Annotated in this window: 13 protein-coding genes; 8 read left to right on the forward strand and 5 right to left on the reverse strand. The window is 63.0% G+C overall.

What is annotated here, in order from left to right:
• Nucleotides 1–7 precede the first annotated feature (7 nt).
• Nucleotides 8–496: a tRNA (adenosine(37)-N6)-threonylcarbamoyltransferase complex ATPase subunit type 1 TsaE gene (gene tsaE, locus ACE3PH_RS08055; RefSeq protein WP_374317673.1), complete on the forward strand. Its 489-nt coding sequence runs from the start codon at nt 8–10 to the stop codon at nt 494–496.
• Nucleotides 489–2,051 (forward strand): N-acetylmuramoyl-L-alanine amidase, encoded by a 1,563-nt coding sequence (locus tag ACE3PH_RS08060; RefSeq protein ID WP_374317675.1) that lies wholly within the window; start codon nt 489–491, stop codon nt 2,049–2,051. The genes tsaE and ACE3PH_RS08060 overlap by 8 nt, the downstream gene beginning before the upstream one ends.
• Before the next feature lie 8 nt (nt 2,052–2,059).
• Here ACE3PH_RS08060 and ACE3PH_RS08065 read toward each other — a convergent pair whose 3' ends face one another.
• A complete protein-coding gene (locus tag ACE3PH_RS08065) occupies nt 2,060–2,716 on the reverse strand; it encodes a VTT domain-containing protein (RefSeq protein ID WP_374317677.1) in 657 nt (218 codons plus the stop codon).
• Nucleotides 2,717–2,751: 35 nt separating this feature from the next.
• Here ACE3PH_RS08065 and mutL point away from each other — a divergent pair, with 35 nt between their 5' ends.
• The 6 genes from mutL to ACE3PH_RS08095 all read left to right on the forward strand — a co-directional run bounded on the left by mutL (nt 2,752) and on the right by ACE3PH_RS08095 (nt 10,771).
• A complete protein-coding gene (mutL, locus tag ACE3PH_RS08070) occupies nt 2,752–4,716 on the forward strand; it encodes a DNA mismatch repair endonuclease MutL (RefSeq protein WP_374317679.1) in 1,965 nt (654 codons plus the stop codon).
• Between the two features lie 17 nt (nt 4,717–4,733).
• Nucleotides 4,734–5,861: a pseudouridine synthase gene (locus tag ACE3PH_RS08075; RefSeq protein WP_374317681.1), complete on the forward strand. Its 1,128-nt coding sequence runs from the start codon at nt 4,734–4,736 to the stop codon at nt 5,859–5,861.
• Nucleotides 5,848–7,113: a multidrug effflux MFS transporter gene (locus ACE3PH_RS08080; protein WP_374317683.1), complete on the forward strand. Its 1,266-nt coding sequence runs from the start codon at nt 5,848–5,850 to the stop codon at nt 7,111–7,113. The genes ACE3PH_RS08075 and ACE3PH_RS08080 overlap by 14 nt, the downstream gene beginning before the upstream one ends.
• Before the next feature lie 2 nt (nt 7,114–7,115).
• Nucleotides 7,116–8,078, forward strand: coding sequence for a tRNA (adenosine(37)-N6)-dimethylallyltransferase MiaA (gene miaA / locus ACE3PH_RS08085; protein ID WP_374317685.1), 963 nt, complete (start codon nt 7,116–7,118; stop codon nt 8,076–8,078).
• 140 nt (nt 8,079–8,218) lie between these two features.
• Nucleotides 8,219–9,790 carry a methyl-accepting chemotaxis protein gene (locus ACE3PH_RS08090; protein WP_374317687.1) on the forward strand — a complete coding sequence of 524 codons (1,572 nt, stop codon included), beginning with the start codon at nt 8,219–8,221 and terminating at the stop codon, nt 9,788–9,790.
• Between the two features lie 207 nt (nt 9,791–9,997).
• Nucleotides 9,998–10,771 (forward strand): MBL fold metallo-hydrolase, encoded by a 774-nt coding sequence (locus ACE3PH_RS08095; RefSeq protein ID WP_374317689.1) that lies wholly within the window; start codon nt 9,998–10,000, stop codon nt 10,769–10,771.
• A 74-nt stretch (nt 10,772–10,845) separates the two neighbouring features.
• Here ACE3PH_RS08095 and ACE3PH_RS08100 read toward each other — a convergent pair whose 3' ends face one another.
• Genes ACE3PH_RS08100 through ACE3PH_RS08115 form a run of 4 tightly spaced genes read right to left on the reverse strand, consistent with a single transcriptional unit; the run spans nt 10,846 to nt 15,661 of the window.
• The gene (locus ACE3PH_RS08100) at nt 10,846–12,435 is read right to left on the reverse strand and encodes a DHA2 family efflux MFS transporter permease subunit (RefSeq protein ID WP_374317691.1); all 1,590 of its coding nucleotides are present in this window, start codon (nt 12,433–12,435) and stop codon (nt 10,846–10,848) included.
• 3 nt (nt 12,436–12,438) lie between these two features.
• Nucleotides 12,439–13,659, reverse strand: coding sequence for an efflux RND transporter periplasmic adaptor subunit (locus ACE3PH_RS08105; protein WP_374317693.1), 1,221 nt, complete (start codon nt 13,657–13,659; stop codon nt 12,439–12,441).
• A complete protein-coding gene (locus tag ACE3PH_RS08110) occupies nt 13,656–15,128 on the reverse strand; it encodes an efflux transporter outer membrane subunit (protein ID WP_374317695.1) in 1,473 nt (490 codons plus the stop codon). Before ACE3PH_RS08110 ends, ACE3PH_RS08105 begins: the two co-directional genes overlap by 4 nt.
• Nucleotides 15,125–15,661 (reverse strand): MarR family winged helix-turn-helix transcriptional regulator, encoded by a 537-nt coding sequence (locus ACE3PH_RS08115; RefSeq protein WP_374317697.1) that lies wholly within the window; start codon nt 15,659–15,661, stop codon nt 15,125–15,127. Before ACE3PH_RS08115 ends, ACE3PH_RS08110 begins: the two co-directional genes overlap by 4 nt.
• Nucleotides 15,662–15,744 lie beyond the last annotated feature (83 nt).

Consider the following 15,744-nt stretch of genomic DNA (forward strand, 5'->3'; position numbering starts at 1 on the left):
CGCGCACATGATTTGGCGTGATGAGGCAGATTGCCAGCGCATGGCTGAACAATGGGCAGCCATGCTGGGTCCCGCACTCCGCCAGCAAGCCTCCATCGTCATTGAGCTGCATGGCACCTTGGGGGCCGGCAAGACCACGTTCACTCGCTATCTGCTGCGTGCGCTGGGTGTCCAGGGGCGCATAAAGAGCCCCAGTTACGCGGTGGTCGAGCCGCATGATGCCCCTGGCATGTCGATCTGGCATTTTGACTTTTACCGCTTCAACGACCCTCAGGAATGGGAAGACGCCGGCTTTCGCGACCTGTTTGGCAGCCCCGGCCTGAAGCTGGTTGAGTGGCCAGAGAAAGCAAGCGGCTTGCTGCCTCCTGCGGACCTGAAACTGACTTTGACACCCATCGACGACACACAGCGGTCTGTCGAGATTCAGGCAGAAACGGCACTTGGCCAGCAGTGGCTGCAACAGATGACACACACACAAGGAGGCGTCCATGGCTGATCGCCATCCTGAGCAGTTGAACACCCCAAGCGGACTGTCTCGTCGGCAGTTACTCACCGGTGCCCTGCAAGGCAGCGTGCTCATGCTGCTGGGGCCCATGGAGCTCGCCCACGGCGCGCAGTTGCTGGCTGTGCGGGTCTGGCCCGCTAGCGATTACACCCGGGTCACACTTGAATCCGATACCCCGCTGCAGGCCAAGCACTTTCTCATCGCCAACCCGCACCGACTGGTGGTGGACATCGAAGGGCTCACACTGAGTGCCCAGCTCAAGGAGCTTGTCAGCAAGGTCCAACCCGATGACCCCTTCATCGCGGGTGTACGGGTGGGGCAGTTCAAAGCCAATGTGGTGCGGCTGGTGTTCGACCTGAAGCAAGCTGTGGCCCCACAGGTGTTCACCTTGCAGCCAGTGGCGGCATACCAGCACCGGCTGGTGTTCGACCTGTACCCATCGACCGCACCGGACCCGAACAAGGCCCTCCAGACGCCACCCTATGCGCCGGCGCCTCTGCCCTCGGCACCCAGCAGTCCGCCCTCGGCAGCCAGTGCCACGCCCGCATCGGCGGCCCCCGGGCCTGTCAGCCTGGACGACATGGTGGACAAGAAACGCTCTGCGCAGGCTGCGGCTGACATGAATGACGCGCTGGGCGATTTCATCGGCGACCTGAAACGCCACACCGATGACAAGGTGGCCATGCGGGCGCCGGTGAGCAAAAATTCCCCCGGAGACAAGAGCAAAGCCCGCACAGACAAATCTGCGCTACCGGCCGAGTCTGTGGTCGCCGACAAATCGGCCTCTACGCCCGACGACAAGGACAGCAGCGGCATGGCCAGCCGCAACGGCACGCAACGCCTGGTGATCATCGCGCTCGACCCCGGGCACGGTGGCGAAGACCCCGGGGCGGTCGGCCCCAGCAACCTGTACGAAAAGGACGTGGTGCTGTCCGTGGCCCGCATGCTGCGCGCCCGCATCAATGCCCAGCCTGGCATGCGCGCCATGTTGACCCGGGAGTCTGACTACTTCGTGCCCTTGCATGAACGGGTCAACAAGGCTCGACGGGTACAGGCCGACCTGTTCGTGTCCATCCATGCAGATGCCTTCATGAACCAGCAGGCACATGGTGCATCCGTGTTTGCCCTGTCTGAAAACGGTGCCACCAGTGCAGCGGCACGCTGGATGGCCAAGAAGGAAAATGCATCCGACATGGTCGGTGGCGTGAACATCAAGGCCAAGGATGCCACCGTGATGCGTGCCCTGCTGGACATGTCTACCACGGCCCAGATCAAGGACAGCCTGAAACTGGGTTCCGCCATCCTCGGGCACCTTGGCAAGATTGGCAAACTGCACAAGGGCGCGGTTGAACAGGCCGGGTTTGCCGTGCTCAAGGCACCCGACATCCCATCCGTGCTGGTTGAAACCGGCTTCATCTCCAACCCGGAAGAAGAGAGCAAACTGCGCGACCCTGATTACCAGGGAGAGTTGGCCGATGCCCTCATGTCGGGCATCCAGCGCTACTTCGCCAAGAACCCACCCATTGCCCGCAACCGGGCTCTGTAAGGCCCCGATCAGGCCGCAGGTTGCGATGCAGCCTTGCGCCCGGCACGCCAGGCACCGAAAGCCGCCAGCGCCCCCGGGATCAGCACCATGGCCCAAATGATCTGATTGAGGTGTGCTTTGACGAACGGGATGTTGCCAAAGAAGTAACCTGCCAGCGTCACACCGGCCACCCACAGCCCGCCCCCCGTCACGTCATACAGCGTGAACTTGGCTCGGGTCATGGCGGCCACCCCCGCCACAAACGGGGCGAACGTGCGCAAGAACGGCATGAAGCGGGCCACGATGATCGTGATGCCGCCATAGCGCTCGTAAAACGCATGGGCCTGCTCAAAGGCCTTCTTGTTGAACAGCCTGGATTGCTCCCACTGAAACACCTTGGGGCCGATGATCCGCCCGATCGTGTAGTTGCTTTGATTGCCCAGAACGGCAGCCGCCCACAGCAGGCCAATCGTCAAGGGGAGGTGCATAAGCCCCACCCCACACATCGCCCCCACCACGAACAGCAGAGAGTCGCCTGGCAGGAAGGGCATCACCACGACCCCCGTCTCGACAAAGATGATCAGAAACAGCAGGGCATACACCCACAGACCGTAGTTCTGAATGAAGCTCGCCAGATGCTGGTCGACGTGAAGGATGAAATCCAGAAGGAAATGCACGATGTCCATGCACGCATTATCAGGGGGCTTCGTACAATCCTTTGATGACGACAACGCCAAATCGCCGCACGATCTGCGAGCTACCCGATGAATTGATCAGCCAGATAGCCGCTGGCGAAGTGGTTGAGCGCCCCGCATCCGTGGTGCGCGAGCTTGTCGACAATGCGCTCGATGCCGGCGCCACCCAGATCACCTTGAAGCTGCTGGCAGGCGGCATCCGTCAAATCCTGGTGGAAGACGATGGCTGCGGCATCCCCGTGGAAGAGCTGCCGCTGGCACTCAAGCGCCACGCCACCAGCAAGATCCGCTCCTTGCAGGAACTGGAAAACGTGTCGACCATGGGCTTTCGGGGCGAAGCCCTGGCAGCCATCGCATCGGTGTCGGAAATGGCCGTGGCCAGCCGTACGGACGATGCGGCTCACGCGCACCGACTGGATGCCCGCTCGGGTGAGCTGACACCAGCTGCGCGGGGCACGGGCACCAGCGTGGAGGTTCGCGAACTCTTTTTCAGCACCCCGGCGCGGCGCAAGTTTCTGAAAACCGAGGGCACCGAACTGGCGCACTGCATCGAAGCCGTCCGCCGCCATGCCCTGGCCAGACCCGATGTCGGCTTTGCGATCTGGCATGAAGGCAAGCTGGTCGAGCAATGGCGTGCCGCACCGATGGCCCAGCGCATCAGTGATGTGCTGGGGGAAGGCTTCATGCAGGACAGCCGCCCCGTTGAGCTGTCGATCGGTCCCATGCGGGTGTATGGCTACACCGGCCTGCCGGATGCAGCCCGCGCACGTGCAGACCAGCAGTACTGCTATGTCAATGGCCGCTTTGTCCGCGACAAGCTCCTCACGCACGGCGTCAAATCAGCGTACGAGGATGTGTTGCATGGCTCGAAACAGCCCTCTTACGTCCTGTTCATCGAGATCGCGCCCGACCGAGTGGACGTGAACGTCCATCCGACCAAAATCGAGGTGCGTTTCCGGGACTCGCGGGAAGTGCACCAGGCTGTGCGCAAGGCTGTCGAGGCGGCGCTGGCTGTGTCGCGGGCTGGACTGGCCGGCAGCCAGCAGCCTGGCGGAGAGCCGTTCTCGCAAACGCCCCCAACGACAGATCCAGTTGACACCAGGATGGAGCCTGCCCTTGCACCGGGCAGCGCCCCGCTGTCGACCACCCGCCAAAGCCCCCTGCCCTGGCAACGCCCCGCCGATGCGCCCGCCGAGCAACGTTGGTCCGGCTGGCCCGAGCTGCCCGCATCCACGCCCTTTTCTGCTCAGGAGCGCACACCTGACAACTGGGCGCCTGTCGCCCGACAGGCTCGCCTGGAAGATGACAGCGCCGCCCGGTTCGGTCTGGCTGCCAGCACCTTGCAAGCGGCTGCCGCGCCCTTGCCTGTAGACGCGGGCTTTGACCATGCACAGGCCGACGCACACGAATGGCCGCTGGGCAAGGCACTGGCCCAGGTTGGCGGCATCTACATCCTCGCTGAAAACGCCCATGGGCTGGTGATTGTGGACATGCATGCCGCGCACGAACGCATCGTCTATGAACGCCTCAAGACGCAACTCGCCAACGAACGCATTGAAAGCCAGCCGCTGTTGATCCCGCAGAGCTTTGCCGCGACGCCGGAAGAGGCGGCCACGGCGGAAACACACCGGGAAACGCTCCAGGCCCTGGGCCTGGATGTGGACCCGCTGGGGCCTCATACGCTGGCTTTGCGCGCGGTACCGATTGCCCTGACACAGGCAGATGGCGTGGAGCTGGCTCGATCGGTGCTGGCCGAACTGTCGCAGGTTGACGCCAGTGATGTGATCCGCCGCGCCCAGCACGAGCTGCTGGCCACGATGGCCTGCCACGGTGCCGTGCGGGCACACCGCCATCTCACCCTGCCTGAAATGAACGCGCTGCTGCGCGACATGGAAGCAACCGAGCGCGCAGACCAGTGCAACCACGGTCGGCCAACCTGGCGCCAACTGACCCTGAAGGAACTGGATGCCCTTTTCCTGCGCGGCCGCTGACAAGAACACGAGACACCATGACTGAACGCAAGAAAATCACGCTGAAGGCCCACACAGGCACCGAGACCCCTGCTGGCCGAGACAAGCCCCACCGCCAACCCGTGCGGGGGGCTGGCAGTGCTCCGCGTGCCCGCCTGACGGCGGCGCAGGCCGAACAACAACGTGCTGAACGCCCAACCCACCCCAACGAAGGCAAACCGCGCTCCAGCCGCCCAGACGATCATCGCCCGGCAGCTCGGCCGCGCCGCGACCAGGCACCCTCACACCCTGGGACACTTCGCCCCCCTCGGGATGCACGCCCGCCAGCCCCATCAAGGCAAGACGCCCCGGTCACAGCGGAACCGCGCTCACCACGCCCCCCCGTGACGCCACGTGAGGAAGATGGGCGCGTGCGCCTGTCGAAACTGATGAGCGAGCGTGGACTGGCGTCGCGCCGTGAGGCCGACGAGTGGATCGAGCAAGGCTGGGTCCGCGTGGACGGCAAGGTGGTCGATGAACTCGGAACACGCATCTTCCCCGAGCAGGACATTTCGATCGACCCGCTGGCGCGTACGCAACAAGCTGAGCGGGTCACCATCCTGCTGAACAAGCCCATCGGCTATGTCAGCGGACAAGCCGAAGACGGCTACGAGCCTGCTGTCACCCTCATCCGCCCCGAAAACCAGTGGAATGGCGACCGCAGCAAGCGCAAGTTCGCGCGTCACCATCTGCGCCACCTGGCCCCAGCCGGGCGGCTGGACATCGACTCGACCGGGCTGCTGGTGCTGACCCAGGACGGGCGCATTGCCAAGGCCCTGATTGGCGAAGATTCGCTCGTCGAGAAGGAGTACCTGGTACGGGTGCAGTACCAGGCCCAGCCAGAAGCCGACAACGTCTCGGCCATCTTCCCCGAAGCCGATCTGGAACGCCTGCGCCACGGACTGGAGCTGGATGGTCATCGCCTCAAACCCACCAAGGTGTCCTGGCAAAACGAGCACCAGTTGCGCTTTGTGCTGCGCGAAGGCCGCAAACGCCAGATCCGGCGCATGTGCGAGCTGGTGGGTCTGAAGGTGACCGGGCTCAAGCGTGTGCGAATGGGCCGTATCGCGCTCGGCGATCTCCCCATGGGCCAATGGCGATTCCTGAGGACCGATGAGCGCTTCTGATCAGGCCGTGACCGAACGCCGACCGGCTGACTGGGTCATCGTACTGGCCCTGGGTCTGCTCATGGGCCTGCAGCCCATCACAACCGACCTGTACGTGCCAGCCCTGCCTCAGATGCAGACCGCCCTGGGCACGACACCTTCCGGCGCCCAGCAAACACTGGCGGTGCTCGTGCTCGCATTTGGATTCGGTCAACTCATCTGGGGACCGGTCGCTGACCGCCTGGGACGTCGCCCCGTGCTGATCGCGGGCCTCAGTCTGTTTGTGTTGTCCAGCCTGTTGACCATGCTGGCTGACGATCTGAGCGTCATGCTGCTGGCGCGCGCAGCCCAGGGTGCCAGCTTGTCTGCCGCCGTGGTGTGTGGCCGCGCCATGGTGCGTGACCTCTATGTGCCTGCCGACGGTGCCCGCATGATGGCCCGCGGCTTGACAGGCCTGGGCATCATTGCGCTGAGCGGCCCCATCCTCGGCGGGCTGGCCGCCGCCTATCTGGGGTGGCGCAGCACCTTGGCCCTGGTGGGCATCGCCGGGGCGATGACGCTGGTGTTCGTGGTGACCATGCTGCCTGAATCACTGCCCAGCCACCGTCGACAGAGCGGTACATCCATTCCCACCATGCTGCGTGACTGGTGGACGGTGTCCAAGCACCCGACCTTCCGCGCCCATGCCTTGCTGGTGTCGTCCAGCTATGGGGGCCTGTATGTCTACCTCTCGTGCTCGTCCTTCATTTTCATCAACGTGCTGGGCAGTTCGAGACAGGCGTTTGGGGCATACATGGCAAGCATCTCGCTGGCCTACCTGGTCGGCGTGGCCATCTGCAGGCGACTACTGCCCCACCGAGGGTTGGTCGGCACCGTGCGCGTGGCAGGCTTGGCAGCAGGTGGCGCGGCCCTCTGGATGCTGCTGATGTCCCTGCTCACCGCAACCACCTCCTTCCAGCCCAGCGCAGCCTGGATACTGCCCGGCATGTGGCTGTATGGCTGCTGCCACGGCATCAACCAGCCATGTGGGCAGACCGGCGTGATCGCTGCGTTTCCAAGACACGCCGGGGCGGCATCCGCCCTGTCGGGATTCATGCTGTCCGCACTGGCCTTCGTCATCGGCAGTGCATTGGGGCTAACCATGAAACACCCCGGATGGGCGCAATCAATCTACCCGCTGACCCTGGGCATGGCCGCCGGCGCCTTGATGACCAGCTGGGTGGCCATGGGCCGCGTTCAGCGCGATGGCACGCCCCCCCACACGGCCCACTGAACATGAGCAGCATCAGCGACCGCCCTTTTCTGATCCTCTCAGGGCCCACGGCATCAGGCAAGACCGCGGCGGCCTTGGCCCTGGCCAGACTGGCTCCCATCGAGATCATCAGCGTGGACTCCGCACTGGTCTACCGTGGCATGGACATCGGGACCGCCAAGCCGACAGCGGCAGAACTGGCTGCCGTCCCGCATCATCTGATCGACATCATCGACCCGGCCGAGAGCTACAGCGCTGCCCGCTTTGTCAGCGACACGCGCCGGCTCGTGGCAGAGATCCGCGAACGTGGTCGACACCCCTTGCTGGTCGGCGGCACCATGCTCTACATCAAGGCCCTGCTTGAAGGGCTGGATGACATGCCACAGTCCGACCCTGTCATCCGCGCCATGCTGGACGCCCGCTTCAAAGCAGAAGGCTCTCCAGCCATGCATGCCGAACTGGCACGTGTCGACCCGCTGACCGCTGCGCGCCTCGCACCTGGCGACACGCAACGTATCCAGCGTGCGCTCGAGGTGTGGCACAGCAGTGGCCAACCGCTTTCGAGCTTTCACCAACGCAAGACTGCTGCCCCATCGAATCCCCCGCCCGCCTTCATGGTGTCACTGGAGCCCGCCGAGCGAAGCTGGCTGCACCACCGCATCGCCTTGCGCTTCGAGCAGATGATGGCGGACGGCTTTGTGGACGAAGTGCTGCGCCTGCGGCAGCGCGCGGACTTGAACGTGGACTTGCCCTCGATCCGCTGCGTAGGCTATCGTCAGGTCTGGGAAGCCTTGGACCAGGGGCTCGACCTCCATGACCCGACCGTGCTGGCCGACGTGGTGGACAAAGGCATGGCGGCCACCCGACAGCTTGCGAAACGCCAGATCACCTGGCTGCGCAGCATGCCGTGGCGCACACCTGTTGCATGTGACGAATCCAATGCACTGGAGCAGGTTGTCGCATTGATGCAACCTCATCTGTCCTGATTTCAGGACAACGCTGTCTCAAATGTGGCACGCGTACGAAAAAGCCTGAAAACCGTGGCTTTTTTCGCAGCCGATATCGGCTCATGAACCGTAATCTAGGGTTAACCCTTGATCCAACGCAACATGAGAAAAGGCTGTACATGATTGCATTGAACGATTTGAAGATTGGCACCCGGCTCACCCTGGGGTTCGGCGTGCTGATTGCCTTCCTGATCCTGATCTCGGTGGTGGCCATCACCCGTGTGATCAGCATCAACGCCACCACCGAGTCGATCGTCAACGAACGCTACGCCAAGATCGCCCAGATCAACGAGATCGAGCGGCGGATTCTGGAGCAGACACGCGCCCTCAGTTCCGCCCTGCTGGAACAGGACTTCCCGGAAGACGCCCGCAATGACCTGTTGAGCGTCAAGGCATCCTCCAAGGAATTCGAGGCCAAATTCAACCACTTCAAGGCCAGCATCCAGACAGAAAAAGGACGTGCCTTGCTGAAGGACATCGAATCTGCGCGCGCCCAGTTTGCGGCCCAGCGCGACAACGTCCTGAAGCTCCTGGCCGGCAACGAGGCCAACTCGGCACGCATCGCGCTCATCAAGGATCTGCGCGGACCGCAACTGGCCTACCAGAACGCCATACACGCCATGTCTGCCTATCAGAACGACAGCATGGTCAAGGATGCGCAGGAGGCGAAGTCGGCTGGTCAATTTGCCATCGCGCTGACCATTGGGCTGGCGGCACTCGCCACGCTGGCGTCTGCCGCCATTGGCTGGTTCATTTCCCGATCGATCACCAAACCGATCGAGCTGGCTGTGTCCATCGCCGAGACGGTTGCCGCGGGTGATCTGACCTCAGACTTCCGGGTGCACGGCCGGGACGAAACGGGGCAACTGCTCAAGGCACTGCTGAACATGAACAGCAGCCTCGCCAACGTGGTGGCCACGGTCCGAAACAGCTCTGACAGCATCGCCACGGGTTCCAGCGAGATCGCCACAGGCAATGCCGACCTGTCCCAGCGCACGGAACAGCAAGCATCCAGCCTGCAACAGACTGCGGCCTCAATGGAGCAACTCAACGCCACGGTGACGCAAAACGCAGACGCGGCCCGACAGGCGGATCAACTGGCTGCAGCGGCCCGCTCGGTTGCCAGCAAGGGCGGAGACATGGTCGATCAGGTCGTCCGCACCATGGATGACATCACGACCAGTTCACGCAAGATTGCCGACATCATCAGCGTGATTGACGGCATTGCCTTTCAGACCAACATCCTGGCCCTCAATGCAGCGGTGGAAGCGGCCCGAGCTGGTGAGCAAGGGCGCGGATTTGCCGTGGTGGCCACCGAGGTCCGCAACCTGGCCCACCGTTCGGCCGACGCTGCCAAAGAAATCAAGTCGCTCATTGGCGCCAGTGTCGAACGGGTCGAAGCCGGATCCCGACTGGTCAGCGATGCTGGCAACACCATGTCGGACATCGTGGCCCAGGTCAAACGTGTGTCGGATCTGATCGGCGAGATCAGTGCAGCAACGCTGGAGCAGACCAGCGGCATTGGCCAGGTCAGTCAAGCGGTATCCCAGCTGGATCAGGTGACCCAGCAAAACGCAGCCCTGGTCGAGGAGTCTGCAGCCGCCGCCGAAAGCCTGCGACAGCAAGCCGGCAAACTGGTTGAAGCAGTCAGCGTGTTCAAGATTGGAACGGGGCAGATGAGCGCTGCTTGACACCAGAACACAGAAAACAATCATTTTCAGATCACTTGACGATCACTTGGCTTGCAATCATCACAAGTTGTCCGCCGTTGTCAGAAATTGATCCCGGTTAAAATCCACGTCATAAACATTCGTATCCCTCGAAACAGCTGGCGTTCAGCTAACCTGCACGCCAGCTTTCTTCTTTCTCTCTGGCCTTGACGAACCTGAAAGATCACCATGCCAATTGAGTTGTATCGTCGCGATGGCCATGTCTGCCTGATGTTCACGGATCTCTGCAATGAGGGTGGTGAAGCGGTTCAGGCCAACCAGTTTCTGGTCGTGAACAACGACACTGGCGCCATCATTGACCCGGGTGGCAACCTCGCATACAGCGAGCTCTACCTGGGCATGACCAAGTATTTCCCTCCGTCGAAGCTGTCGGCCATCCTCGCTTCGCACGCCGACCCCGACATCATTGCTTCGCTGGACCGCTGGACCACGGCCACGCCCACGGCCAAGATCTATGTGTCGCGTCTGTGGGAGCGCTTTCTGCCGCACTTCTGCAAGCCAGGCAAAACCACGGGGCGCATCGTCGGCATCCCTGATCAAGGCATGCACATCCCCATTGGCGACAGCGAATTGATCGCCATTCCGGCGCACTTCCTCCACGCTGAGGGCAACTTCCAGTTCTACGACCCGATCAGCAAGATCCTGTTCTCGGGTGACCTGGGCGTGTCGCTGATCAGCGGCGAGGAGGCCAAGAAGCCCATCACATCGCTGGCCTCGGCTCTGCCGAAGATGGAAGCTTTCCACCGCCGCTACATGGTTTCCAACAAAATCCTGCGCCTGTGGGCCCGCATGGTCAAAACGCTCGACATCGACATGATCGTGCCGCAGCACGGTGCACCGCTGCAAGGCAAGGCCATCAACGAGTTCATCGAGTGGGTGCAAGACCTGAGCTGTGGTGTCGACCTGATGACCGACGTCAACTACGTGGTGCCCAAGGCCTGATCACTGGCGCACCAGCCGACAAAAAACCCCGCCATCCCGGCGGGGTTTGTCTTTGTGGAGAAGCGCACATGACGTCAGTGCGCACCACCCGCATCGGCTGCGGCACCTGGCGCAGCCTTCACGGGCCTGGCCAGCCAAACCAGCGGGATCATCAGCAGGAAAAGCCAGGCCGAGGCGAGAAACACATCGTCGACGCCCCGCGTGTAGGTCTGTTGATCCACCAGCCGGTTGAGCTGGGCCAGGGCCTGCTCCGGACTCAACCCGACCTGCTGCAAGGCCATCAGGGTCTGGGACATGGCCGCATCCCCCAGGCTGAGCTTTTCGGCGAGATGTTCATGATGCAGCGTCGCACGGTTATCCCAGATGGTGGTCACGGCAGACGTGCCCATCGCCCCAGCCGTGATCCGTGTGAAGTTGCTCAGCCCTGATGCGGACGGCATCTTCTCGACCGGCAGGCCCGACAGCACGATGGCGCTCAGTGGGATGAAGAAGAACGCGATCGCGCCCCCTTGCAACACAGTGGGGATCAGGATGGTGACCATGTCCGCCTGCGTGACAAAGCGCGAGCGCATCCACAACACCAGGGCGAAGCCCAGAAAGGCAACCGTGGCCAACGCACGCGGGTCTCGCCTGGACACACTGCGCCCAACCAATGGGGACAACAGCAAGGCCAGAATGCCCACGGGTGCCATGGCCATGCCCGCTGCGGTCGCGGTGTAGCCCATGTACTGCTGCAGCCACATGGGCAGCAGCACCACACTGCCGAAGAACAGACAGTAGGCCACCGACAAGGTCAAGGTACCCAGCGCGAAGTTCCGGCGGGCAAACAGACGCAGGTCGACGATCGGATGCGCCTCGGTCAGCTCCCAGACCAGGAAAAACAGGAAACCTGCGACGGCCATCACGGCCAGCGCCACGATCTGGTTGCTTTCAAACCAGTCGAGCTCTTTCCCCTTGTCGAGCATGATCTGCAGCGACCCCACCCACAGCACCAGCAGGCACAGCCCCACCCCATCGATGGGCAGCTTGCGGGTGGCAGTTTCCCGGCTCGCATAAATGCGCCAGGTCACCAGGGCCGCCCAGATCCCCACCGGGATGTTGATGTAGAAGATCCATGGCCAGGCGATGTTGTCCGTGATCCACCCCCCCAACAAGGGCCCCGTCACCGGAGCCACCAGGGTCGTCATGGACCACATCGCCAGCGCCATGCCAGACTTGGCCCGCGGGTAGCTGGACAGCAGCAAGGTCTGCGACAAGGGGATCATGGGGCCCGCCACCAGGCCCTGCAACACCCGAAAAGCGATGAGGATTTCAAGACTGGGGGCCAGACCACACATCCACGACGCCACCACAAACAGCAGCACGCTGAGCGTGAACAGCCGCACGGCACCAAACCGCATGGTCAACCAACCAGTCAGGGGCACGGAAATGGCGTTGGCCACACCGAAACTGGTGATCACCCAGGTTCCCTGGGTTGTGCTCACGCCCAGATCACCCGAAATCGCCGGCAGCGACACGTTCGCAATCGAGGTGTCCAGCACATTCATGAAGGTCGCCAGCGACAGCGCCAGCGTCCCCATGGCCAACTGCGAGCCCGTCAAGGGCGGTGGTGCGGCAGGCGGCCCGGCCGCTGGCTGCGCCCCCGAAGAAGCTTCTTCCGACATGAATCAGGCCCCCACGCTGGCCTGGTGACCCAGGTTGCTCGAGATGATGCGCTTGACCAGTGCGTCGGCATCCCGCTGCTGCTGGGCAAACACGTCGGTCTCCAGGGCATGGCCCTTGCGAACGGTATCCGACAGCACCGCGCCGTCCTGCTTGCTCACATCGACCGCCACTTCCATCGACAGACCCACGCGCAAGGGGTGTGCCTTGACCTCCGCAGCGTCCAGCGCGATGCGCACCGGCACCCGCTGCACGACCTTGATCCAGTTACCGGTTGCGTTCTGAGCTGGCAGCAAGGCGAATGCGGCACCTGTGCCCGCCCCAAGACCTTCCACCTTGCCGTGGAACTCCACCTTCTCGCCATACACATCGGCTGTCAGCGTGGCTGGCTGACCAATGCGGATGCGTTGCAGCTGGCTCTCCTTGAAGTTCGCATCCACCCAGGGTTGCTGCAAGGTCACCAAGGCCATCAACGGGGTGCCAGCCTGCACGCGCTGGCCCACCTGCACGCTGCGCTTGGCCACATAGCCATCGACCGGCGCGGGCAAGGCCACGCGCTGCAATGCCAGATAAGCCTCCCGCACCTTGGCGGCAGCACGTGCCACATTCGGGTGGGCCGTCACAGTTGTGCCATCTGTCAGTGCGCGGTTCGAGCTCAACTGCTCCTGCGCAGCTGCCAGGCCAGACTTGGCCGCGGCCAGCGCGGTCTTGGTCGTGTTCAATTGGGCCACGGCGTGGTTGAACTCTTCCTGACCGACCGCACCCGTGCTCAACAGCGGTTTGCGCCGGTTCACATCATCTTGAGCACGCTCGACTTCATTGCTCGCCTTGGCCACATCGGCCTCGCGGGTCTGCATCTGCGCCTTCAGGGTTTCGTTGTTGGCGTAGAGCGTACGCACCTCACGCACGGTCTGTGCGAGCTGCGCTTCGGCCTGGTCCAGCGCCACACGGGCATCTGCTGGGTCGAGCTTCACCAGCACCTGACCGGCCTTGACGAGGTCGGTGTCATCGGCACCGATGGCCAGCACCGTGCCACCCACCTGCGGTGTGATCTGCACGACATTGGCCTGAACATAGGCGTTGTCGGTCTGCTCGACATGGCGACCGAACATGAAGTAATGAACACCCCAGGCCACGGCAGACAGCGCCAGCACGGCGCTGACAGCAGTCATGGCCTTCTTGCGACGAGGATTCGGGGAAGAGGACGGCGTGACTGGTGCGTTCATGAACGGTCTCCGGACTGCGAGTTCAAGTTCTGGTGAGTGAGGGATGCATGGGGGGTGCTGCCAGTTGGCTGCCCCAGTTGGCCACCCAAAGCGCGAACCAGCGCCAACTGGGCATCCAGGGTGCGTGCCTGCAGGTCAACTTGCAGGCGACGCTGGTTGAGTACGGCAGATTCGGCCGACAGCACAACCAGGTAACTGCCCAGGCCAGCGCGATAGCGTTGCACAGCCAGGTCGTATGCCGATTCCGCACTGGTCTGTGCCTGCGCCTGTTCGCGCTGCTGACGCGCAATGGATGCCAGGCTGGACAACTGGTCCACCACATCCTTGACTGCATCCATGACGGTCTGGTTGTAGTTGGCGACGGCCACGTCCTGGTCGGCGACGGTGCCACGCAGATTGGCCCGACGCCGATCGCCATCCAGAATGGGCAGGTGGATGGCAGGCAGGATGCCCCACTGCCGGCTGCTGCCATACAGGACTTGGTCCAGCATCAGCGCATTGAAGCCCGCATAGGCGGTCAGATCGATGTTGGGGTAGAACTCGGCACGGGCAGCCTCCACCGCATGACCACTGGCTTCGGCCCGCCACCGGGCAGCCACGATATCAGCGCGGGTACCGAGCAGATCCACAGGCAAGTTATGGGGCAAAGCCAGAGCTTGCAATGTATTCAGCTGGGGCGTCAGTGCCGCGGTGGCAGACGGGGGCTGTGCCGTCAACGCTGCCAGCGCATGGCGACTCCAGGCAATCTGCTCATCCATCGCCTCAATCTGCTGGCGCACCTCCGGCAAGGCACCCTCACCTTGCCGCAACTCCACCTTGGTATCCAGGCCACCCTTGACCCGTTGCGCCACCAGGCTGAGCATTTCCTCACGCTGCGCCAGCGTGCGTTGCAGCACGGCCTTTTGCGCCAGCAGGCGCCCCAACTGAACATAGGCTCGCGCCACCTGGGTCGACAACACCACGCGAGCCGACTGCACATCCGCCTCGGCCGCCTTGTCCTGCCCCAGGGCCGACTCGATCACTGCGCGCTGCTTGCCAAAGAGGTCCAGCTCCCAGCTTCCTTCGAGCTGCAAGGTCCCGTCGTTGTAGATGTTGCCTGCAATCGGATCAGGGTAGAGGCCATTGGCCGTATACCGACGCCGTGCTGCAGTGGCTTGCGCCTGCAACTGGGGTGCATCCACCCCTTGCTGCATGGCCAGCTGGGCCTGCGCACGGGCGGCTCGAGCTGCCACCACCTGCAGCGACGGGTGTCCCGACAAAGCCAGGTCCATCAGAGCGTTGAGCTGCGGATCACCCAATGGCAACCACCAGGATGGCTGTGCAGTGGCCTCAGCCAGTGCCCCCTCTTCCAGCCCCCATGCCTTGGCATCCAGCCGCGTCTGCGCTGAGTGGATGTCGCTGTGCGAGGCACAGGCAGACAGCAAGGCCACCCCCAGGGCTGACAGCCCCCACTTCCACGTCGATTTCATTTTTGATGGTCTCCTTCGGCCTTGCGAGCCTGATGCTCGGCCTGCTCCAGTGCGTCCACGTTGGCCAGCATGCGTCTCAACATGCTCAGCAAGCCCTGCCACTCCTCGCGAGAAAACCCGGCCAGATAGGCGTTGAGCGATTCACACATCACGCCAGGCACCGGCGCCGAGGCCGCCTCGCCTTCTGGCGTGAGGCGCAGGTGGATCACCCGGCGGTCCTGAGTCGAACGCTCACGGCGGCACAGCCCCTTCGCCTCCAGGCGATCGAGCGTCCGCGTCATGGCGCCGGGGTCAATGCGCAACTCGCGCGACAACTCCGCCAGCGTGATCCCCGGGTAGCGCGACATGACATACAGCGGTGCCCACTGCGCATGCGTGAGTCCGTGCATTTCCAGCTTGTGGTCAACCCGGTTCAGCAGGGAATGGATGATGCGGCGCATCAGCAACCCGACGTTGTCTTCCCGGTTGTAGCGGCCCGGCTCGTAGAACAGCTGAGAAGGCTGCTCCGGCTTGCTGCATGTGTTTGAATTCATGCGCGGCAATTTATTTGCCTAAGCAATTATTGTCAAGGCAGCAAACCCGTATCCCATGGGTGACAATGGCCTCCGCATTCACC

Origin of the sequence: Aquabacterium sp., assembly GCF_041909175.1 — a bacterium.
Lineage (GTDB): Bacteria > Pseudomonadota > Gammaproteobacteria > Burkholderiales > Burkholderiaceae_C > Aquabacterium.